Genomic DNA, 20,445 nt, shown 5'->3' with positions numbered 1-20,445 from the left:
GTCCTTGGGGGCGGCTCGTCTGTGTGGGGCCCGTGCGCGTACGCCTGCGTTCGTGGGCCCTGGTTGTCGGTGGCGGGGCCCGCGATGACGGCGGGCCCTCGTCGTTACGCCGGGCGGCGGGCCTCGTCCACGAGGAGGACGGGGATGCCGTCACGGACGGGGTACGCCAGGCCGCAGTCCTGACCGGTGCAGATCAGCTCGGTGTCCTGCTCCTGCAGCGGTGCGTGGCAGGCCGGGCAGGCGAGGATCTCCAGGAGGCCGGCTTCGAGCGGCATGGGGTGTCCCTTCGGGGCAGGTGCGGGCGTGCAGTGATGTGCCTGGTCAGCGTACCGCCGTGAGGGCTGCGGTGGCGTGAGTACGGCGGACGGCGCAGGGGCTTCCCACTCCTGCGCCGTCCCTACCTCGACCCGGTCGGGGTCAGCCCCTGATGATCGCCAGGGCCTCGTCCCGCACCTTGGTCATCGTGGCCTCGTCGCGGGCCTCGGCGTTCAGGCGCAGGAGCGGCTCCGTGTTGGAGGGGCGGACGTTGAACCACCAGTCGGCGGCGGAGACGGTGAGGCCGTCGAGGTCGTCGAGGGTGATGTCGTCGCGGCCCTCGTACGCGGCGCGGATCGCGGCGATGCGGGAGGCCTGGTCGCCGACCGTGGAGTTGATCTCGCCGGAGCCGACGTAGCCGTCGTACCGGGAGACCAGGGCGGACAGGGGGCCGTCCTGGCCGCCGAGGGCGGCGAGGACGTGGAGGGCCGCGAGCATGCCCGTGTCGGCGTTCCAGAAGTCCTTGAAGTAGTAGTGGGCAGAGTGCTCGCCGCCGAAGATCGCGCCCGTCTTCGCCATCTCGGCCTTGATGAAGGAGTGGCCGACGCGGGTGCGGACGGGTGCGCCGCCGTTCTCCCGGACCACCTCGGGGACCGACCGGGACGTGATCAGGTTGTGGATGATCGTGCCCTTGCCACCGTTCCTGGCCAGCTCGCGTTCGGCCACCAGCGCGGTGATCACCGAGGGGGACACGGGGTCGCCGCTCTCGTCGACGACGAAGCACCGGTCGGCGTCGCCGTCGAAGGCGATGCCGAGGTCGGCGCCCTCCTCACGGACGCGCTTCTGGAGGTCGACGATGTTGGCGGGGTCGAGGGGGTTGGCCTCGTGGTTGGGGAACGTGCCGTCCAGCTCGAAGTACATCGGGACGAGGGTCAGGGGCAGGCCGGCGAAGACCGTGGGGACCGTGTGACCGCCCATGCCGTTGCCCGCGTCGACGACGACCTTCAGGGGGCGGATGGAGGTGAGGTCGACGAGAGATCGGAGGTAGGCCGCGTAGTCCTCCAACGTGTCGTGCCGGGTGATCGTTCCCGGCGTCGCGGCCGGTTCCGGCGCGCCCGACTCGCTCCAGCGCTCGGCCAGTTCGCGGATCTCGGCGAGGCCGGTGTCCTGGCCGACCGGGGCCGCGCCCGCGCGGCACATCTTGATGCCGTTGTACTGCGCCGGGTTGTGCGAGGCCGTGAACATGGCGCCCGGGAGGCCGAGGGCGCCCGAGGCGTAGTACAGCTGGTCCGTCGAGCAGAGACCGATCTCCGTGACGTCCACGCCGCGGGCGGCCGCGCCGCGCGCGAAGGCACGGGACAGCCCGGGGGACGACGGTCGCATGTCGTGGCCGATCACGATCGCGTCCGCGGCGGTCACCTGCACGAAGGCGGCGCCGAAGAGCTCGGCCAGCGTCTCGTCCCACTGGTCCGGGACCACCCCGCGTACGTCGTACGCCTTCACGATCTGCGACAGATCAGCAGCCACGGCCAACCCTCCTGAAGTCCTATCGGTCGCCCCAAACTACCCGTTCCGGGTAAGGGTCCGATGTGCGAACGCCCGGTGGGCTTCGAGCCGTGACCTCAGGTCAGGGCGGCGGGCGGGCGAGGGCCGACGAAAGTCCAGGCCCGTGGCCGGAGTTCACCCCGAGGGTGGGGGCTGGGGTGGGGGCTCAGTTGTCGGGTGAGCGCAGCACCCTCAGGTGACCGCGGCGGGCGACCTCCATGGGGTCCGCCGTGCGAGCCCCGCCGCCACCGGCCTCGGCGGCGCGCTCCTGGGGGCGGGCGGCCTCGCGCACGGCGTTGGCGAGCGCTTCCAGGTCGTCCCCGGTGGGCCGCGCGGGGGCGGAGCCGTCCAGGAGGCGGACGACCTCCCAGCCACGAGGGGCGGTGAGGCGCTCGGAGTGCTCGGCGCACAGGTCGTAGCAGTGGGGTTCGGCGTAGGTGGCGAGCGGGCCGAGGACCGCGGTCGAGTCGGCGTAGACGTACGTCAGCGTCGCGACGGCGGGTCGGCCGCAAGCGGTGCGCGAACAGCGACGTACAAGGCTCACGACGTTGGACGGTACCGCACTCTTGAGCGGGCCGCGACGACTCTCCACCAGGTCACTCCACCGTGTCGTGCTGTGAAACGCCCCACACGCCCCTCTGGACACGCCCTGCTGACCTGCGTGGACGGGCCCTTCGGACACCCCGGGCAGACCCGCATCCGGTCATCAGTCGTCATAAACACCGTCAAATGCCTTGAGTTCGACGGTCTCGGAGAGATACGGAAACGTGCCCAACCTTGGCTGGAATGGTCATGTGGCGACAAGCCGTACGGGTGGCCGGTTGCCGACCGGTCGGCCGACGCCGTGCAGCGTGGGGGCCGGGCACGCTGACCGTGCGGGGACTACGCTTCACCAGTGATGGACAACCCTGTACCGCCCCGTGCCGCCGGCCCCGGGCCTCGACGTCGTGATCGCCACGGGCGGGGCATGCGCGGGCCGATAGCGCCGCCCCAGGTGCCGCTCTCGGCGAGCCGTGCCGAGGCGTTCGCGGACCTGGTGCAGGACTCCGTGGAGCGTCTTGAGCGGCGATGGCCGCAGCTGGCCGACATCGATTTCCTGGTGCTGGAAGTGCCGCGACTGGAGCGGCGGCCCGACGAGGGCTGGAGCGACGAGGCGGTTCCGCTCGGCGGGACGATCTCCGCGAGTGACGGGCGACGGGCCCGCATCGTGGTGTACCGGCGGCCGGTCGAGATCCGGACGAAGGGGCGCGACGAGCGGGCCGCGCTGGTGCACGAGGTGGTCGTCGAGCAGGTGGCGGAGCTGCTGGGGCTGACTCCGGAGACGGTGGATCCCCGCTACGGCGAGGACTGAGCCGGGGTGCGCCGGCGGCCCGGCGCACCCCGGTCGGACCTCTACTTCTGCAGCACCGACAAGTCCTGGTCGGCCTCCGGCACCGACACCGTTCCCCGGTCGTCCGGGAGGGTCTGGACGGTGAAGCCGGGGACGCCCTCCTCCGTGGCGGCCAGAGTGCGGGCGGCATAGACCGGGCCGCCGGACACGGGCTCCACCGTCAGGGCGTACGTGCCCTTCAGGCCGGCCGGGGCCGGGGCGTCGATGTCCTGGGTCGTGCCCTGCTTGATCGTGTAGGTCTTCGTCGACACCGTGCCGCCGCCGCTGCCCGCCGACGCCGTGACCTTGACGGTCGCGGTGGCGGTGGGGGCGGTGAGGGACAGGGTCGTGCCCTTGCCGCTGTTGTCGGCGGACGTCGCGCGCGTGCCGACCGGGCCGGTGGCGGGGATGAACGCCGTCTCCTGCTTGTCGCCCTTGCCCCGGGTCACCCGCAGGGCCGCCACCACCGGAACGGCCCTGTCCGTCGAGGTCAGGACCAGGGAGCCCGCCTCGCCACGTGTGACGTTACCCAGGTCGATCGCCGTCGTCATGCCCGACTTCACGTGCAGCGTCTCGCTCCCGGCGGGGGTGATCAGACCGTCGGGAGAGGCCAGACGCACCTTCAGATCGGCGTCGGCGTCGCCGGGGGTGAAGGCGATCAGACGCACGGAGGTGGCGTCCTTGGGGATGCCGGGCAGGATCAGGGTGCCCGCCGGGTCGGTGGACGCTGCCAGCCAGTCGCCGCCGATCTTGTCGTCCAGGGCCTGCACGGCCGCGCCGACCCGTCCGCTGCGCACGCTGACGTGCACCGTCAGGTCCGTCTGCCGCTCGTCGGTGAGCGTGGACAGCAGCACCGGCTCGCTGGAGTGCGGCTTGACGGTGATGCCCTCCGCCACGGGGGACTTGATCGCGCCGTCCTTGCCGTAGAGCTCGATGTCGACGACGGCGGGGCCGTCGTCGGGATTGGTGAGATGCACGTAGTCGGTGCGGTCGGCGGCGGTGCTGGCGCCGGGGAACCAGAACTCGGTGTCCGGAGCGGTGCAGTTGACGCCCTGGAGGCCACGGCCGGTGCCCGCGGCGACCTCGGTGGTCTCCTGGACGGTCCAGCCCGGCGCGAACTTCCCCTCGGCGATGCCGACCAGCGCGGGCGAGTCGGCACCGGAGGCGTCGCCGGTGGCCGGGGTGCCGGGCTCCTTGGGGGTCAGGACGGGCTTGACGCTCTTCTTCTTCTTCGTGCCCTTCGTGGTGCCGCTCGCCGCGTCCGCCGACTCCTCCGTGGCCGCCGCGAGCGCCGCCTTGCCACTGCCGGCCGTGCCCTTCGTGACGGGCGTGAAGGACGTGTACGTCGTCTCGGCTATGTCGGAGATGCTCGGCGCCGGGCACAGCAGACTCGTGCGTTCCACGGGCAGTTGGGCGGCCGCCCTGGCGGAGTCCGCGCCGGACGCCTCCGGCGTCTTGAGCACGGCGAATCCGGTGACGGCGGCCAGCGCGGCCGTACCGGCGATCAGGGACAGGGTGGTGCGCTTCACTGCTGGCTCCCGTCGGGGCGCTCACTGCCGGTGCCGTGGGGGTGGGACTGCGCCGGGTCGTACTCCGGGTCGTAGCCCTGCTGGTACGTCTGGTCGTACGACATCTGCCCGCCGCCCTGCCCGCCGTACGCGTACGGGTCGTACTGACCGCTCTGGTACGGGTCGGCCTGGTACGCCTGCGGGTCGTACGCGTCCGCCGGGTACTGCCCGGTGCCCTGGTACTGGTCGCCGTAGGCGCCGTACCCGTCGCCCGCGTAGCCGGCCGCGTCCCAGTCGCCGTAGGACGGCTGGTGGGGTACGGCGACGGCCGGGGCCTCCTCCCCAGGAGGAGGCCCGCTGCCGGGGTCGGACTCGTCCGTGCCGTCGGTCTCCTCGGCCTCCGCCTGGGCGCGCAGGCGGCGGGCCCGGCGGCCCTCGCCGGCGACGGCCTGGGCGGGAACGAGCTCCTCCTCGGGGAGGTCGTCGTCGACATCGCGGCGCCGGCCGGGCAGGGCGAGCACGACGAGCACTACGGCGAGGGCGCCCTGGGCCCACAGCCAGGCGGTGTGGCCGACCGGGGCGTCGTAGGTGACGTCCAGCCTGCCGCCGGTGGAAGGCAGTTCGAAGCCCTGGGCCCAGCCGTCGACCGTGGTGCGGGTGAGCGGCCTGCCGTCCAGGGTGGCGGTCCAGCCCTCGGCGGTGGAGTCGGCCAGACGCAGGACGCGGCCGTCGGAACCGGTCGGGATCGTGGTGTGGATCTCGACGGGTCCAGCGGCGACCGGCTCCGGGGTGCCCGATCCCGCGGCGGACACGATCGCCGCGCGCGAGACCTGCTGGTCGACGCGCCACAGCGCGCTGCCGTTCTGCTGGCTGAGCCGGGACAGGCCCGGCGTCGCGTCCAGGACGCGGGTGACCTCGCGGGGCGCGCCCTTGTGGACCAGGACGTAGCGCACGGCGAAGCCGCCGAGCTGGTTCGCCTGGTCGGCGCCGGAGCCGGCGACGAGGTTGGCGACGACCTTGTCCAGCTTGCCGCTCTCACCGTCGGTCGCGGCCAGTTCGGCGTCGCCCATGCGAGCGCCGGAGCCGCGGACGAGGGTGTAGCGGACGCGGGCGGTGGAGTCGCTGTCGAGGACCAGGGTGCGGGCCTGGTCGCGGGTGCCGCTCTCCTCGGCGACGAACGCGGGCACCTGCGCCGGGTCGCGCCGCTCCACCGGCCCGTCGGCACCGCGGATCATCCAGCCGGCGGCGACGAGCAGCGGGCCCGCGGCCGAGGCGAACGCGATCAGCGCGGCCACCGGCTGACGCCAGCCGAAGCTCTGCTCGGCCACGCGCGCGCGTGCCCCGTCGGCGCCGAGCGCGGCGGCGGCAAGGAGCGCGATGCCGTACACCAGGGTCGCGGGACCGGCCCAGGTGGAGCTGTTGGACAGGGCCGCGAAGACGAGGCCCACCAGGGCGACCGCCCAGGCCGTCCGGATGCCCAGCTGACGCTCGGAGCGCAGCAGGGCGGCCAGCGCGGCCAGGACGATGCCGATGAGCATCAGCCCTTGCACGGTGCCGGGGCCGCCGGGGCTCGCGCCGAGCAGATCGACGGCGGAGGCGGCCGAGGAGCCGTACACCAGTCCGGCCTCCCGGAAGAAGCCGAACGGCAGCAGCGTCAGCGACCAGGGCGCGAGGACCAGCAGCGGAGTGCCCAGCTGGGCCAGGAAACGCAGGCCGTGGGCGACGATGTCGCGGCGGCGCAGGGCCAGCACACCGATCCCCAGGATCAGCGCGATGGGCCACACGATCGGCGTGAAGGCGGTGGTGACGGTCAGCAGCAGCGCGTACGCCCAGGTGGCCCGCCAACTGCCACGCGCGCCCGAGGAGTTCGCCAGTCCTGCGGCGGCGGTACCGGCCCGCGCGAGGAGCGGCAGCAGGACGGCGAGGACGGCGGTGCCGATGCGGCCGCCGGCCAGGGCGCCGGTGGCGGCGGGCAGGAAGGCGTAGGCGACGGCCACCCACGCGCGCAGGAGACGGGACTCGACGAGCGGGCGGGAGGCGAAGTAGGCGGTGAACCCGGCCAGCGGCACCGAGCCGATCAGCAGGACCGTGACCGCGAGGCCGGCCGAGCCGAACAGCATGGAGGCCAGCATCGCGACGATCGCGAGGTAGGGCGGCGCGGCCGGGGTGCCGCCGGCGCCCACCGGGTGCCAGGCGTCCAGGTAGCGCGACCACAGCTCGCCGGCGTCGGCCGGGGTGGGCAGCAGGGCCCCGCCCGCGAGCGCGCCGCCGCCGAGGAGCCCGCGGCAGGCAGCCAGCGAGACGAGCAGCAGCACCAGGAAGAGCACCGGGCCGGGCTTGCGCGCGATGCGCTTGAGCCGGGCGAACTGCTCGAGCTCCAGGAAGTCGGCGTCGTCGCCGCCGGGCCCGGACTCGACCGCGCCGCCGTGCCGTCCGGCCGAGGAGACCTCGGCGTCGGAGCCGCCGAAGAAGTTGCCGGCGACCTGTTCCACGGTGGCCCGCACGGTCGCGCCGGGCGGCGGGAACAGCGGCCGCAGCTCGTCCTTGTCGACCTGTGGGCGGCCGCGCCTGCGCCGTCCGGCGATGATCCGCTCGGGCCGCAGCAGGGTGCCGAGCAGACCGCGGATCTCGTCGACGGCCTGTCCGGGGACCTTGCCGACGAGGTAGGCGACGGTCCTCAGGAGCGTGCCGAGCACGAGCCGCAGCAGGACCCAGGGCAGCGCGGCCGTACGGGTGTTGACGAGGAGGGTGTAGATCGCGCCCGCCTTGTCGACCTTGTGCGGCGAGGCGGCGGTGCGCCCTCCGCAGTCGACGGTGCGACGCTCGCGGGAGGCGGCCTCGGCGTGCCGTACGACGGCCTCGGGGGCGACGAGGACACGGTGGCCGGCCGCGTTGGCGCGCCAGCACAGGTCGACGTCGTCGCGCATCAGGGGCAGTCGCCGGTCGAAGCCGCCGAGCTCCTCGTACACGTCGCGCCGGATCAGCATGCCGGCGGTGGACACGGACAGCACGGGCCGTACGTGGTCGTGCTGGCCCTGGTCCTGTTCGCGGCGGTCGAGGCCGGTCCAGCGGCGGCCGGAGCTGGCGATGGTGACGCCGACCTCCAGGAGCTGCCTGCGGTCGTACCAGCCGCGCAGCTTGGGGCCCACGACGGCCACGTCGTCGCGGCCCAGCTCCAGTTCGTTGTCGACGATCCGCAGCAGCTGGGCGAGGGCGTCGGGCTCGGGGGCGCAGTCGTCGTGCAGCAGCCACAGCCACTGGACCGGCTCCCCGTGCGGGAGCTCGGGCAGGTCGTAGGCGTCGTCGCGCCACGAGCGCGTGACGGGGTCCCAGCCGCTGGGGCGCTTGAGGTACGGCAGCTCGTCCGGAGTGAGGACGGGTGCGCTGCGGTTGGCCTCCTCGACGGCCTGGCCGAAGCCGGTGCGCCGGGCGAGGTGCAGCACGCGGTCGGCGCCGAGCGCGTCGGTGACCAGCTGGGCCGAGTCGTCCGCACTGCCGGTGTCGGCGGCGACGGCGTACTGAACGGGGCGCTCCTGGCCGAGCAGCCCGGCGAGCGCGTCGGGCAGCCAGCGGGCGCCGTCGTGGGAGACGAGCACCGCGGTCACCACATGACGCGGAAACTCAGGAGTGGCAGCGGCCTCTTGATGGGCTGCCGTATGGCTGTGCACGGACATCGAGGTACGGGCCCCGGTTCGATGGACTGCGGTGGACGCCTGTGCCCCGAGGGGGCAGCGGGACGTCTCGGACGAGCGACCACACTATCGGCTGGCCATGAGAACGGCCCGCCGCCTGTGGATAACCCACTGGCGACGGGCCGTTCGTGACGTGCCCCTGTGAAGGTCGTGTGCCGCTCGGTCGGACGGCAGGCCTTTGTTCGGTCTTCAGACGGCGGCCTTCTTCAGCCGGCGCCGCTCGCGCTCGGACAGGCCGCCCCAGATGCCGAAGCGCTCGTCGTTGGCGAGGGCGTACTCGAGACACTCGGAGCGCACCTCGCAGGCGAGGCAAACCTTCTTGGCCTCTCTGGTCGAGCCGCCCTTCTCGGGGAAGAAGGACTCGGGGTCGGTCTGGGCGCACAGCGCGCGCTCCTGCCAGCCGAGTTCCTCGTCCGCGTCGTCGACCAGCAGTTGCTGCACCAGCTCGGTCATGCTGCGCCCCTCGTCTGTCTTTCGCGTCCCCGTGATGTAGCCGTTACCGATTCCGGCTGAACGACACGAGTGAAATTACAAGTGTGCTGCTCCGGGCGAGTCAAGCCGGGATCTGCTATTGGGCCCGTTATTCACTCTGCGGAACCAAGCCCGCGCAGAAAGTGTTCAAATCGCCATAAACCTTGACACGCAGACGAGGCCCATGGGGGACGCCGACCCCACACAGAACCTGTACGGAGAAGGACGCCCAGGCGTTCGATCGCGTTCCGGCGAGACCCTGTGCGCCCGGTTGTGCGCCATGTGTCCCGGTGGGCTCCAGAACAAACCTTTCGCCACAGAGATGCATCAGATGAGGTGAAACATGTCCCACATTCCGGGTGCCGAGTTGACAGTGCGGGTGTGAACCGGTGTCCTTGGGGGCATGCTCGCGAACTTGGCACTCACCTCGACCCGCGCCGCCGGGTCCCACGGTGCTGCCCACGCTCGCTGTAGCTGTTGTTGCTGTTCCAGCTGTTGAGCCCAGCTCGCTCCGGCTGTCATTGAGTCCACCCCGACTCGGCTGCTGTCCCCTTTCCCGACCCTGATCCAGGGCCACCCCTCCCGCTCGCGACCCGGGCGGACGGTACGCGAGACCCCAGCCCCCACATCTTCTGCCGAGGACCCACCGCACCCCATGAACAGCGACAACGACCTCCAGATCGCCGGCGACATCCTCGAAGTCCCGCACCTCCTGCAGCCCCCGCGCGAGCACCCGGCCACCGTCGCCGAGTTCGTCGGTCTGGCCCGCGCCATCGCCGCCGACCGCTCGCAGTGGGAGCACCTCGTCCAGTACGACGCCACGACGCGCTGGTACCACCGGCTGCGCACCGGCCCGGGCTACGAGGTGTGGCTGCTGTCCTGGGTGCCGGGGCAGGGCAGCGGGCTGCACGACCACGGCCGTTCCTCCGGTGTGCTGACCGTTCTGGAGGGCACGCTGTCGGAGCGGACCGAGCGGGGCACGCGCGCGTTGGAGGCGGGCGCGCAGCGGGTGTTCGCGCCGGGGTACGTGCACGAGGTCGTCAACGACGCGCTGGAGCCGGCGGTCAGTCTGCACGTCTACTACCCGGGGCTGACGGAGATGCCGATGCACACGGCCACGGCCCCGCACTGCGAAGCGCGTCCGGTGACTGCCTGACACGTTGTCGTACCCGCCTGCAACACTTGGCCCATGCGCATTGTGGTTCTGGCAGGCGGCATCGGTGGTGCCCGGTTCCTGCGCGGTCTGAAGAAGGCCGTACCGGACGCGGACGTCACGGTCATCGGCAACACCGGCGACGACATCCACCTCTTCGGGCTGAAGGTCTGCCCGGACCTCGACACGGTGATGTACACGCTCGGTGGCGGCATCAACGAGGAGCAGGGCTGGGGGCGGGCCGACGAGACCTTCCACCTCAAGGAGGAACTCGCGGCGTACGGGGCCGGGCCCGAGTGGTTCGGGCTCGGCGACCGGGACTTCGCCACGCACATCGTGCGGACGCAGATGCTGAGCGCCGGTTATCCGCTGAGCGCGGTGACCGAGGCGCTGTGCGACCGCTGGAAGCCGGGCGTGCGGCTGATCCCGATGACCGACGACCGGGTCGAGACGCACGTCGCCGTGACGCTGCCCGACAGCGGCTCCGCCGCGGGTTCCGGTGAGCGCAAGGCGGTCCACTTCCAGGAGTACTGGGTGCGGCTGCGGGCCTCCGTCCCGGCCGAGGCCGTCGTGCCGGTCGGCGCGGAGCAGTCGAAGCCGGCACCGGGCGTCGTGGAGGCGATCGCGGAGGCGGACGTGATCCTCTTCCCGCCCTCCAACCCCGTCGTCTCCATCGGCACGATCCTCGCCGTGCCCGGTGTCCGGGAGGCGATCGCCGAGGCCGGGGTGCCGGTGGTGGGCCTCTCCCCCATCATCGGGGACGCGCCCGTGCGCGGGATGGCCGACAAGGTGCTCGCGGCGGTCGGCGTGGAGTCCTCGGCCGCGGCGGTGGCCGAGCACTACGGCTCGGGGCTGCTCGACGGCTGGCTCGTCGACTCCGTGGACGCGGGAGCGGTGGAGCGGATCGAGGCGGCCGGCATCCGCTGCAGGGCCGTACCGCTGATGATGACCGACCTGGACGCGACCGCGCAGATGGCCCGGGAGGCGCTGGCGCTGGCGGAGGAGGTGCGAGGGGCGTGAGCGACACGGCGCCCGAGTACCGGGTCTGGGCGGTCGACGGGATTCCCGAGGTCCAGCGGGGCGACGACCTCGGCAAGCTGATCGCGGCCGCCGAGCCGGGGCTGGCCGACGGGGACGTGCTCCTCGTCACGTCCAAGATCGTGTCCAAGGCGGAGGGCCGGATCGTCGAGGCGGCCGACCGGGAGGCGGCGATCGACGCGGAGACCGTACGGGTCGTGGCCCGGCGCGGGCTGCTGCGGATCGTCGAGAACCGGCAGGGCCTGGTCATGGCGGCCGCCGGGGTCGACGCCTCCAACACCCCCTCGGGGACAGTGCTGTTGCTGCCCGAGGATCCGGACGCGTCCGCGCGGGCGATCCGGGACGGGCTGCGCGACGCGCTCGGCGTCGAGATCGGGGTCGTCGTCACCGACACCTTCGGGCGGCCCTGGCGCGCGGGGCTCACCGACGTCGCGATCGGCGCCGCTGGCGTGCGCGTGCTGGACGATCTGCGTGGGGGCACGGACGCGCACGGCAATCCGCTCAGCGCGACCGTCGTGGCGACGGCGGACGAACTCGCCGCCGCGGGCGACCTGGTCAAGGGCAAGTCGGCGGGTCTGCCCGTCGCCGTGGTGCGCGGGCTGCCGCACGTGGTGGCCGCCGAGGACGGGGAGGGGGCACGGGCGATGGTGCGCGACGCACGCGACGACATGTTCCGGCTCGGGACCTCCGAGGCGGTTCGGGAGGCGGTGACCCAGCGGCGTACCGTACGGGCCTTCACCGACGAGCCCGTCGATCCCGGGGCGGTGCGGCGGGCGGTGGCAGCGGCGGTGACCGCGCCCGCGCCGCACCACACGACGCCGTGGCGGTTCGTGCTGCTGGAGTCGGCGGAGTCACGGATCCGGCTGCTCGACGCCATGCGCGACGCCTGGATCGCGGACCTGCGGCGGGACGGCAAGAGCGAGGAGTCGATCGCCAAGCGGGTGCGGCGCGGGGACGTGCTGCGAGGCGCGCCGTATCTGGTCGTGCCCTGTCTGGTCATGGACGGCTCGCACACGTACGGGGACGCGCGGCGGGACGCGGCCGAGCGGGAGATGTTCGTGGTCGCCACGGGCGCCGGCGTGCAGAACTTCCTGGTCGCGCTGGCCGGGGAGCGGCTGGGTTCGGCGTGGGTGTCGTCGACGATGTTCTGCCGGGACGTGGTCCGCGAGGTGCTCGGCCTTCCCGGGGACTGGGATCCCATGGGGGCGGTGGCGGTCGGGCATCCGGCGGAGGCTCCGCGGCCGCGGCCCGAGCGGGAGGCGGGGGCGTTCATCGAGGTCCGGTGACGGTGCCGTACGACCGCTACTCTCGTAGGACGGCTCCGACATCTCAGGTGTCTCAGGTATCTCAGGGGATCCCACTCGTGGCAGGACGTTTCGCTCCGCGCCCCACGCGTACGACTGTGCGCGGTGGGCATGTCCCCGTGCCCGCCGGGGCGGGGATGCCTCGGCAGGCCGGCACGGCGGGGCGGGTGCGCAGATGGGTGCCGGACGGGGCGCTGGACCTCGGGCTGGTGCTCGGGCCGCTGCGGCGCGGACCCGCCGACCCGACGTTCCGGGCCATGCCGGACGGGTCCGTGTGGCGGGCCAGCCGTACGCCCGCCGGGCCGGGGACGCTTCGGGTGGCGGTCCACGGCGGTGAGGTGCGCGGAGAGGCGTGGGGGCCGGGGGCCGAGTGGCTGCTGGACGGGTTGCCGGAGTTGCTGGGCGCCGCCGACGATCCCGACGCGTTCGCGCCGCGGCACCGGCTGCTGGCGCTGGCCCGGCACCGGCGGCCAGGGCTCAGGCTGATGCGGACCGGGCTGGTGCTGGAGTCGTTGATTCCGTCGATTCTGGAGCAGAAGGTCACGACCGATGAGGCGTATCGGGCGTGGCGGTTGCTGGTGCGGAAGTTCGGGGAGCCGGCGCCGGGGCCCGCGGCGGGCTCACGGCTGTGGGTGATGCCGGAGCCTCGGACGTGGGCGCTGATTCCGTCCTGGGAGTGGCATCGCGCCGGGGTCGACAACAAGCGGGCGTCGACGATTCTGCGGGCCGTGCGGGTCGCTGCGCGGCTTGAGGAGGCGGTCGGGATGGAGCCTTCGGCCGCGCAGGCGCGGTTGGAGGTCGTACCGGGGATCGGTCCCTGGACGTCGGCGGAGACGGTGCAGCGCAGTCATGGGGCGCCGGACGCGGTGACGGTGGGGGACCTGCATCTGCCCGGGATCGTGGGGTGGGCCCTTGCCGGGGACCGGTATGCGGACGACTCCGTGATGCTGGAGCTGCTGGAGCCGTACGCGGGACAGCGGCATCGGGCGGCCCGGTTGATTCTGCTGAGCGGGAAGGTGCCGGCGCGGCGCGCTCCGCGGATGCCGCGCGGCGACATCGGCAAGTTGTAGGTGCGCGGTTGTTCTGCTGACCGGCGTCGGCCGGGTGCCCGGTGCCGGTGCTGGGCGGGGGTGGGCCGCGCAGCCCGGCGCTTACGGGGTGCCGCTGCGCACACCCGTGCCGCCTGGGGGTCCCCCCAGGCCCTTAAGGCACTGGGGGGAGGCACGACTGCCCGCAGCTACGCCCTTACGCCTACTGGTCGGACGAGAAGCGGAGCGCTCCCGCCGGGATACGGGCGTCGCACCACACCCGTACGCCCTCGCGGAGTTCGTTGTCGGGGCCGACGACCGCGCCGTCGCCGATGACCGTGCCGGTGAGGACGGAGCGTTCGCCGACGCGGGCACGGGTGCCGATGAGGGAGTCGGTGATGACGGCGCCGGGTTCGATGACGGCGCCGGGCAGGATCGTGCTGCCGAAGACCCGGGCTCCCTCCGCGACGAAGGCGCCTTCGCCGACCACCGTGCCGCCCGTCAGCTTCGCGTCCGGCGCCACCCTCGCCGTCGGCAGGATCAGGCGGTCGCCGCAGCGGCCGGGGACCGCGGGGGACGGCGCCCGGCCGAGGACCAGGTCCGCCGAGCCGCGGACGAAGGCGGCGGGGGTGCCCAGGTCGAGCCAGTAGGTGGAGTCCACCAGTCCCTGCAGGTGGGCTCCGGCCGACAGGAGGTCCGGGAAGGTCTCCCGTTCCACCGACACCGGGCGGCCCGCCGGGATCGTGTCGATGACCGAGCGGCGGAAGACGTACGCCCCCGCGTTGATCTGGTCGGTGACGATCTCCTCCGGCGTCTGCGGCTTCTCCAGGAAGGCGAGGACCCTGCCGGTCTCGTCCGTGGGGACCAGACCGTAGGCACGGGGGTCCGTCACCTTCGTCAGGTGCAGGGAGACGTCCGCGCCGGTCGACTCGTGCGTGCGCACCAGCGCCCTGATGTCCAGGCCCGTGAGGATGTCGCCGTTGAAGACCAGTACCGGGTCGTCGGGGCCCGAGTGGAGATGCGCGGCCGCGTTGCGGATCGCGCCGCCGGTGCCGAGGGGCTCCTCCTCCGTGACGTACTCGATGTGGAGGCCCAGCGCGGCGCCGTCGCCGAAGTACGGCTCGAACACCTCGGCGAGATAGCTGGTCGCGAGCACGATGTGCTCGACGCCCGCCGCTCTCGCCCGCGCCAACTGGTGCGTGAGGAACGGGACTCCGGCCGCCGGGACCATGGGCTTGGGAGTGTGCACCGTGAGCGGGCGGAGCCGGGTGCCCTTGCCGCCGACCAGGAGGATCGCTTCTGTCACCTGTCGTCTCTGCTTCCTGCCGGGACCGGCCGAACTGTGTTCCGACCGGCCAGTCTATGCAGACCGTGCGACGGCGCCCTCGATGGCCGCGCGGTGTCCCGCGACATCGGCATGCGGTTTCCCCCGCCCCCGAATGTCCCCGACGGCGATGAACTCTCGCCCCGGCCTCAGCGCCCCTGGTAGCGCGCCGCGGTGGATCGGGCGGTGCCGAGCTTGGCGTAGAGGCGCTTGCCCGGGCACTGCGTGGCGAACCCGTCCCGATGGCCGGAGATCACGTTCAGTCGTACGTTCTTCCCCTTTGGGTAGAGATTGCCACCTCCGGACTTCAGATATGTCTTTCCTCGCGGATTGGCCCCATAGAGACCGAGTTTCCACGCGGTGAGTCCGGCGATGGCCGTCACCGCGGCGGAGGACGGCTCGGCCGAGTCGAATGTGCCGAGGACCGCGATTCCCATGGTGTCGGTGTTGAAACCGCGGGTGTGGGCGCCCATGACGGCCTTCGTCACGCCCCCGGCGCGGCCCTCGTAGATGTTTCCGCACTTGTCGACGAGGAAGTTGTAGCCGATGTCCCTCCAGCCCATGCTCTTGACGTGGTAGCGGTAGATACCGCGAATGACGGACGGGGCCTGCGAGCAGCTGTACTTGTTGCTGGAGGCACTGTGGTGCACGAAGGCCGCCTCGACCTTCTTCGTGTAGACGAAACCCCGTTCGCGCAGACTCTCGTCCGCGCCCCAGCCGCGCCGCGTCACGATCCGCGGGCGCGGTCCGATGTACGGCTTCGCGCGCTGGTCCGGGGTCAGTTCGTCGCCGCGCAGGGCCAGCAGTTCGAGTTCGGTGTCCCGCTTGTTCAGCGCGGGGATCCCGGTGGCTCCGAGGGGAGCCAGGTCCGTGTTGACGGCGGAGGCGGCGACATCACCCATGGTGTCGGCATCACCCATGGTGTCGGCGCGGACGAGGTCGGCAGAGGGGTCGGCGGGCGGGGATTCGGTGCCGGGGTCGACGAGTTCCAGACGCAGGCCCGAGGGGAGCGGGGGCGGTTCGCCGGCGTCTCGGTGACCGCCGGTGGCCTCGTCCGCTCCGGCGGCCGCGCGGACGCGTACCTGCACACCGTCCGAGTCCCCCACCCACAGCGGCGCCGTCGCGCCGCGCACCCGGCCCGAGACGCGCTCCGCCGTGCCGGGGTCGGCTCCGTCGTCGGCGTTGTGCGTCTCGATGTCCTGCCAGTCGGACCAGGCGCCGGTGCCGGCGGCGCGGGTGCGGACCCGGACCTGGCCCTGGAGTTCGGCGTCCGGGTCGTCCCAGACGACACCGACCAGGGAGAAACGGCGTACGTCCCGGCGGTACAGCCCCCGCTCGGGAACCGCACCGAGGACGCGGTCGCGGGCGAGGGGGCCGAGGGGGCGGAGAGGGAGCGACCGGGTGCTTCCGGGGACGGCCGGCACGGCGGTGCGTGCGGCGCTCGTGGCCCTTTCCGAGGTCGGCTCCGCTCGCGCGGGCGGGACGGCCGCGGGCAGGGTCAGCGGGACGGCGAGGGCGGCCGCGCACGTGACACCGATCGAGGAGGCACCGATCGAGGAGGCAAGGAATCCAGGCATGCCCCTGATCTTGGACATATTCATACATACATGTCCATTGAGGAACTGACGGACCGTCGGCTGCCGTTCCTCCGAACCGGTGGCCCCGCCGACCGGTGCCCGACCCCCGCGCCGCGTACGCTTGCGCGGGTGAACGCCACCGATCGCACCCCCGCCGACCTGCTGCGTTCCGCGCTCGCCGCGGATCCCGGACGCCCACTGGTGACCTTCTACGACGACGCCACGGGCGAACGCGTCGAACTGTCCGTGGCCACCTTCGCCAATTGGGTGGCCAAGACGGCGAACCTGCTCCAGGGCGACCTCGCCGCCGAGCCCGGCGACCGGGTCGCGCTGCTGCTGCCCGCACACTGGCAGACGGCGGTGTGGCTGCTGGCATGCTCGTCGGTGGGCGCGATCGCGGACGTGGCGGGCGACCCGGTGGCGGCCGATGTCGTCGTGAGCGGCCCGGACTCGCTGGAGGCGGCCCGGGCGTGTCGCGGGGAGCGGGTCGCCCTCGCGCTGCGGCCGCTCGGCGGGCGCTTTCCGCAGCCGCCGGAGGGCTTCATGGACTACGCCGTGGAGGTGCCGGGCCAGGGGGACCGGTTCGCTCCGTTCGCGCCGGTCGATCCGGAGGAGCCGGCGCTGATCGTGGCGGGTGCGGAGTACACGGGGGCCGAGGTCGTCGAGCGGGCGCGGGCCGACGCGCCGTCGCTGGATCTGACGGGGCCCGGTTCCCGGCTGCTGTCCGGGCTGTCGTACGACACCTGGGAAGGGCTCAGCGCGGGGCTGTACTCACCGATGTCCGTCGGGGGGTCCGTGGTGCTGTGCCGGCATCTGGGGCGGCTGGGCGAGGACGCTCTGGCCCAGCGGATCGAGAGCGAACGGGTGACCGCCTCGCGTCACTGACGTTCACCCGATCGGAGCAGTACCGGCCGACCCCGCAGCCCCTTCCGCGCCATGGTCGTAGGAGCAGGACGACACGCTCGTACGTCATGAGGGGGTGGCCGCCCGTGACCGACAGCGCAGGTTCGCCCCCCTCGGGCACCCTCGGTCCCGGTGCGGGTGCCTCCGCCACCGGTGACGGGCTGATACGCCGGCACCGGCGGCGCTGGACGCGGCGTGCCGCCCTGGGGCTGGGCTTCCTGGTGCTCGCGGGGGCCGGGGGCAGCTGGGCCGTGTACGCGAAGCTCAGCGCCAACATCACGGCCGACGACGCCGCCGCGGCGGAGCTCGCCCGGTACGAGCGGGAGCGGCCCACCGCGCTGGTGCGCGGCGCGCAGAACATCCTGCTCATCGGGTCCGACACCCGCTCGGGGGCCGGTAACCGCAAGTACGGGAAGGACCTGGGGACCGAGCGGTCCGACACCACGATCCTGCTGCACCTGGCCGCTGACCGGCGCAGCGCCACGGTCGTGTCCCTCCCCCGCGACCTGATGGTGAAGGTGCCCGGCTGCCGGGGGGCGGACGGCCACCGCACCGAGCCCGCGTTCACTATGTTCAACTACGCCTTCGCGGCGGGCGGGTCGGCCTGCACCATCCGGACCGTCGAGAAGCTGACGAACATCCGGATCGACCACCACGTCGTCGTCGACTTCAGCGGGTTCAAGGACATGGTCGACGCCGTCGACGGCGTCGAGGTGTGCCTGAAGAAGCCGATCGACGACAAGGCCGCCAAGCTGAAGCTGCCCGCGGGCAAGGTCACGCTCGACGGTGAGCAGGCGCTGGGCTATGTGCGGGCCCGCAAGTCGCTCGGCGACGGGAGCGACACCGACCGGATGGACCGGCAGCAGCGGTTCCTCGGGGCGCTCGTGAACAAGGTGCGCGGCAATGACGTCCTGCTGAATCCCGTGAAGCTCTATCCCGTGCTGGACGCGGCGACCTCGTCCCTCACCACCGACCCGGATCTGGCCAGTCTGCGCGGTTTGTACCAACTGGTGCGGGGTCTGCGGGACATCCCCACCGAACATGTGCGCTTCCTGACCGTGCCACGGGAGTCGTATGTCTACGACTCCAATCGCGACCAGCTCGTGGAGCCCGAGGCCGAGAGGCTGTTCGCGAGGTTGCGCGCGGACGAGCCGGTGGCGGTCGCCGGCTCCGTGTCCCCGGATTCGGCTACGAAGAGTGGCGATTCGAACGCCTCCCCCGCACCCACATTTCGCGGGAGCACGGCCGCCGAGAACACCTGCGGGTAAAGCATGCGCCAAGGAGGCGAACTTTTGTTCAGGGGAATGAGCCGGATTGCCCGGTTGTAGGGACGTGGAATTTGTCACCGCCGTCACTCAACCCTGAACAGGGCGGATAGTGTGAGCGACCCGGTGCACCACGCCGCGATGTCCGTCCTGGAGTCGTGCACTGAGTGACCGAGACCCGAGCGCCTCGTGGGGGGAAAGGCGCCGCGTGGCCCCAACGGAGGATTCGGACAACCGTGGACGCGCAAGGACGTGGGCGGGCGGAAAACATCGATCCCGCAGACCAGTGGGTACTCAATCCGAGCACCGGCGAATACGAACTGCGACTGACTCCTTCCGCACCGCAATCGTCGGTTCCGCGACCCCGGAGATCCGGCCCCCGTGCCGGCGGTGGCAGTCGCGGTGGCGCCGACGCCCGCAGTGGTGCGCCGCGCGACCGCGCGACCGCGCCGAGGCGTGAGGAGCCCGAGACCGCGAGCCGGGACATTCCGTCTCCGCGCAGGCGCCGGGGCGAGCCTGAGCCGCTGCCGGGCCGGCGCAACAGGCGGCCGGTGAAGAAGAAGTCGAAGGCGAAGAAGATACTGCTGTGGACCGGCGGGTCGATGGCCTTCATCCTGGTGGCCGTCTCGGCCGCCGCCTACCTCTACATCCAGCACCTCAACGACAACATCACGTCCGTCTCCGACGACGGCGCGAGCACCGGTGGCTTCAGCAAGGACAAGGCGATCAACATCCTGCTGATCGGCACCGACAAGCGCACCGGCAAGGGCAACGAGGGCTACGGCGATGCGGGCAGCGTCGGGCACGCCGACACCAACATCCTGCTGCACCTGTCCAAGGACCGGTCGAACGCCACCGCGCTGAGCATCCCGCGCGACCTGATCGTGAACATCCCGGACTGCCCGACGAAGCAGGCCGACGGCTCCGAGAAGGTCATCCCGGGCACGGACAACGTCCGCTTCAACACCAGCCTCGGGCAGGACGGGCGGACGCCCAGCTGCACCGTGCGCACGGTGACGGCGCTGACCGGGATCAGGCCGGACAACTTCATGGTCGCCGACTTCAACGCGGTCAAGACGCTGACCGAGGCGGTCGGCGGGGTCGAGGTCTGCCTGGGCAAGAACATCGACGACCCGGACTCGCACCTGAAGCTGTCGAAGGGCACCCACAACATCTCGGGTGAGCAGGCGCTGGCCTTCGTACGGACCCGGCACGCCGTCGGCTTCGGCGGTGACCTGAGCCGGATCGGGCTGCAGCAGCAGTTCCTCAGCGCGCTGATGCGCAAGCTCAGCTCCAACTCGACACTCAGCAGCCCGACGAAGATGCTGAAGCTCGCCGAGACCGGCACCAAGGCACTGACCGTCGACTCCCAGCTGGACAGCATCGGCAAGCTGAAGGACCTCGGTCTGGAGCTGGGCAAGCTCAATCCGAAGAACCTGACCTTCACGACCGTGCCCGTCCTGGACAACCCGGCCGAGAAGGTCAAGGTGACCGTCGTCCTCAACGAGGCGAAGGCTCCCGCGGTCTTCCAGGCGATCAAGGGCGACGTCTCCTTCAGTGACGTGAAGAAGAAGCAGAAGGCCGCCAAGGACGCACAGGCCGCCCTTCTGAAGGGCACCAAGTCCGCCGCCTCCGAGGTGCGGGTGCGGATCCTCAACGGCGGGGCGGTGGCCGGCAGCGCGCAGGAGACGCTCCAGTGGCTGCAGAACGACGCGGGCGTGGCCAAGTCGGAGAACGCGGGCAACGCTCCGGCGGAGCTGAGCAAGACCACGCTCGAGTACGCTCCCGACCAGGCGGCGCAGGCGCGCAGGCTGGCCGCCATCATGGGGCTGTCCGGATCCGCGATGAAGCCCGGCAAGAGCGTGATCAACTCCCAGGGGCTGCCGGCGATGACGCTGACCCTGGGCAAGGACTTCAAGGGTGCGGGGGTGTCCCTCACCACTCCGACAAAGGCGCCGGATGTTGATAAGTCCACGGCAGACAAGGTGACATGCGCCAAGTAGGTAACCCTAC

General features: G+C 72.0%; 16 protein-coding genes. 8 read left to right on the top strand and 8 right to left on the bottom strand.

The window, feature by feature from the left end:
- Positions 1-104: 104 nt before the first annotated feature.
- The 3 genes from ACIPSA_RS17900 to ACIPSA_RS17890 form a co-directional block, all read right to left on the bottom strand.
- Complete coding sequence (locus ACIPSA_RS17900; RefSeq protein ID WP_316748785.1) at positions 105-275, bottom strand: Trm112 family protein; 171 nt, start codon at positions 273-275, stop codon at positions 105-107.
- Between the two features lie 142 nt (positions 276-417).
- A complete protein-coding gene (locus tag ACIPSA_RS17895; RefSeq protein ID WP_402635364.1) occupies positions 418-1,782 on the bottom strand; it encodes a phosphomannomutase/phosphoglucomutase in 1,365 nt (454 codons plus the stop codon).
- A 184-nt stretch (positions 1,783-1,966) separates the two neighbouring features.
- Positions 1,967-2,392, bottom strand: coding sequence for a DUF3499 domain-containing protein (locus ACIPSA_RS17890; protein ID WP_384470396.1), 426 nt, complete (start codon positions 2,390-2,392; stop codon positions 1,967-1,969).
- A gap of 306 nt (positions 2,393-2,698) precedes the next feature.
- Here ACIPSA_RS17890 and ACIPSA_RS17885 point away from each other — a divergent pair, with 306 nt between their 5' ends.
- Complete coding sequence (locus ACIPSA_RS17885; protein ID WP_402635360.1) at positions 2,699-3,151, top strand: metallopeptidase family protein; 453 nt, start codon at positions 2,699-2,701, stop codon at positions 3,149-3,151.
- Between the two features lie 41 nt (positions 3,152-3,192).
- Here the strand turns inward: ACIPSA_RS17885 and ACIPSA_RS17880 are convergent, their stop codons facing one another.
- The 3 genes from ACIPSA_RS17880 to ACIPSA_RS17870 form a co-directional block, all read right to left on the bottom strand.
- Positions 3,193-4,698, bottom strand: a complete 1,506-nt coding sequence (locus ACIPSA_RS17880) for a DUF5719 family protein (RefSeq protein ID WP_402635358.1) — start codon at positions 4,696-4,698, stop codon at positions 3,193-3,195.
- Complete coding sequence (locus ACIPSA_RS17875) at positions 4,695-8,351, bottom strand: glycosyltransferase family 2 protein (RefSeq protein WP_402635355.1); 3,657 nt, start codon at positions 8,349-8,351, stop codon at positions 4,695-4,697. Before ACIPSA_RS17875 ends, ACIPSA_RS17880 begins: the two co-directional genes overlap by 4 nt.
- A 207-nt stretch (positions 8,352-8,558) precedes the next feature.
- Positions 8,559-8,822, bottom strand: a complete 264-nt coding sequence (locus tag ACIPSA_RS17870; protein ID WP_003975777.1) for a WhiB family transcriptional regulator — start codon at positions 8,820-8,822, stop codon at positions 8,559-8,561.
- 673 nt (positions 8,823-9,495) lie between these two features.
- Here ACIPSA_RS17870 and ACIPSA_RS17865 point away from each other — a divergent pair.
- The 4 genes from ACIPSA_RS17865 (at position 9,496) to ACIPSA_RS17850 (ending at position 13,405) form a co-directional block, all read left to right on the top strand.
- Positions 9,496-9,996, top strand: coding sequence for a cysteine dioxygenase (locus ACIPSA_RS17865; protein ID WP_402635352.1), 501 nt, complete (start codon positions 9,496-9,498; stop codon positions 9,994-9,996).
- Between the two features lie 33 nt (positions 9,997-10,029).
- Positions 10,030-11,013, top strand: coding sequence for a 2-phospho-L-lactate transferase (gene cofD / locus ACIPSA_RS17860; RefSeq protein ID WP_402635349.1), 984 nt, complete (start codon positions 10,030-10,032; stop codon positions 11,011-11,013).
- Positions 11,010-12,317, top strand: a complete 1,308-nt coding sequence (locus ACIPSA_RS17855) for a coenzyme F420-0:L-glutamate ligase (protein WP_402635346.1) — start codon at positions 11,010-11,012, stop codon at positions 12,315-12,317. Before cofD ends, ACIPSA_RS17855 begins: the two co-directional genes overlap by 4 nt.
- A 77-nt stretch (positions 12,318-12,394) precedes the next feature.
- Positions 12,395-13,405 carry a DNA-3-methyladenine glycosylase family protein gene (locus ACIPSA_RS17850; protein WP_402635343.1) on the top strand — a complete coding sequence of 337 codons (1,011 nt, stop codon included), beginning with the start codon at positions 12,395-12,397 and terminating at the stop codon, positions 13,403-13,405.
- Positions 13,406-13,586: 181 nt separating this feature from the next.
- Here ACIPSA_RS17850 and ACIPSA_RS17845 read toward each other — a convergent pair whose 3' ends face one another.
- Both ACIPSA_RS17845 and ACIPSA_RS17840 read right to left on the bottom strand, forming a co-directional pair.
- Positions 13,587-14,669 (bottom strand): sugar phosphate nucleotidyltransferase, encoded by a 1,083-nt coding sequence (locus tag ACIPSA_RS17845; protein ID WP_402635340.1) that lies wholly within the window; start codon positions 14,667-14,669, stop codon positions 13,587-13,589.
- 167 nt (positions 14,670-14,836) lie between these two features.
- Entirely contained in the window at positions 14,837-16,264 is a 1,428-nt protein-coding gene (locus ACIPSA_RS17840) for an N-acetylmuramoyl-L-alanine amidase (RefSeq protein WP_402635337.1), read from the bottom strand.
- A 129-nt stretch (positions 16,265-16,393) separates the two neighbouring features.
- On the opposite strand from ACIPSA_RS17840, the gene ACIPSA_RS17835 reads away from it, so the two are divergent.
- From ACIPSA_RS17835 to ACIPSA_RS17825, 3 genes are all read left to right on the top strand, one after another.
- Entirely contained in the window at positions 16,394-17,149 is a 756-nt protein-coding gene (locus tag ACIPSA_RS17835) for a TIGR03089 family protein (RefSeq protein WP_402635334.1), read from the top strand.
- A 104-nt stretch (positions 17,150-17,253) separates the two neighbouring features.
- Positions 17,254-18,435, top strand: coding sequence for an LCP family protein (locus tag ACIPSA_RS17830; protein WP_402635331.1), 1,182 nt, complete (start codon positions 17,254-17,256; stop codon positions 18,433-18,435).
- Positions 18,436-18,668: 233 nt separating this feature from the next.
- Positions 18,669-20,435 carry an LCP family protein gene (locus ACIPSA_RS17825; RefSeq protein WP_402635328.1) on the top strand — a complete coding sequence of 589 codons (1,767 nt, stop codon included), beginning with the start codon at positions 18,669-18,671 and terminating at the stop codon, positions 20,433-20,435.
- Positions 20,436-20,445: the final 10 nt, after the last annotated feature.

This window comes from Streptomyces sp. NPDC086549, assembly GCF_044746205.1.
Taxonomy (GTDB): domain Bacteria; phylum Actinomycetota; class Actinomycetes; order Streptomycetales; family Streptomycetaceae; genus Streptomyces.
Note: the sequence above shows the minus strand (reverse complement) of the source record. Positions and strands in the feature narration are given on the sequence as shown.

What these genes read in the sequence shown, in the direction of transcription:
- cofD (WP_402635349.1), top strand. Translation starts at nt 10,030, where the DNA reads ATGCGCATTGTGGTTCTGGCAGGCGGCATCGGTGGTGCCCGGTTCCTG.
- ACIPSA_RS17885 (WP_402635360.1), top strand. Translation starts at nt 2,699, where the DNA reads ATGGACAACCCTGTACCGCCCCGTGCCGCCGGCCCCGGGCCTCGACGT.
- ACIPSA_RS17865 (WP_402635352.1), top strand. Translation starts at nt 9,496, where the DNA reads ATGAACAGCGACAACGACCTCCAGATCGCCGGCGACATCCTCGAAGTC.
- ACIPSA_RS17900 (WP_316748785.1), bottom strand. Translation starts at nt 275, where the DNA reads ATGCCGCTCGAAGCCGGCCTCCTGGAGATCCTCGCCTGCCCGGCCTGC.
- ACIPSA_RS17875 (WP_402635355.1), bottom strand. Translation starts at nt 8,351, where the DNA reads ATGTCCGTGCACAGCCATACGGCAGCCCATCAAGAGGCCGCTGCCACT.
- ACIPSA_RS17870 (WP_003975777.1), bottom strand. Translation starts at nt 8,822, where the DNA reads ATGACCGAGCTGGTGCAGCAACTGCTGGTCGACGACGCGGACGAGGAA.
- ACIPSA_RS17840 (WP_402635337.1), bottom strand. Translation starts at nt 16,264, where the DNA reads ATGCCTGGATTCCTTGCCTCCTCGATCGGTGCCTCCTCGATCGGTGTC.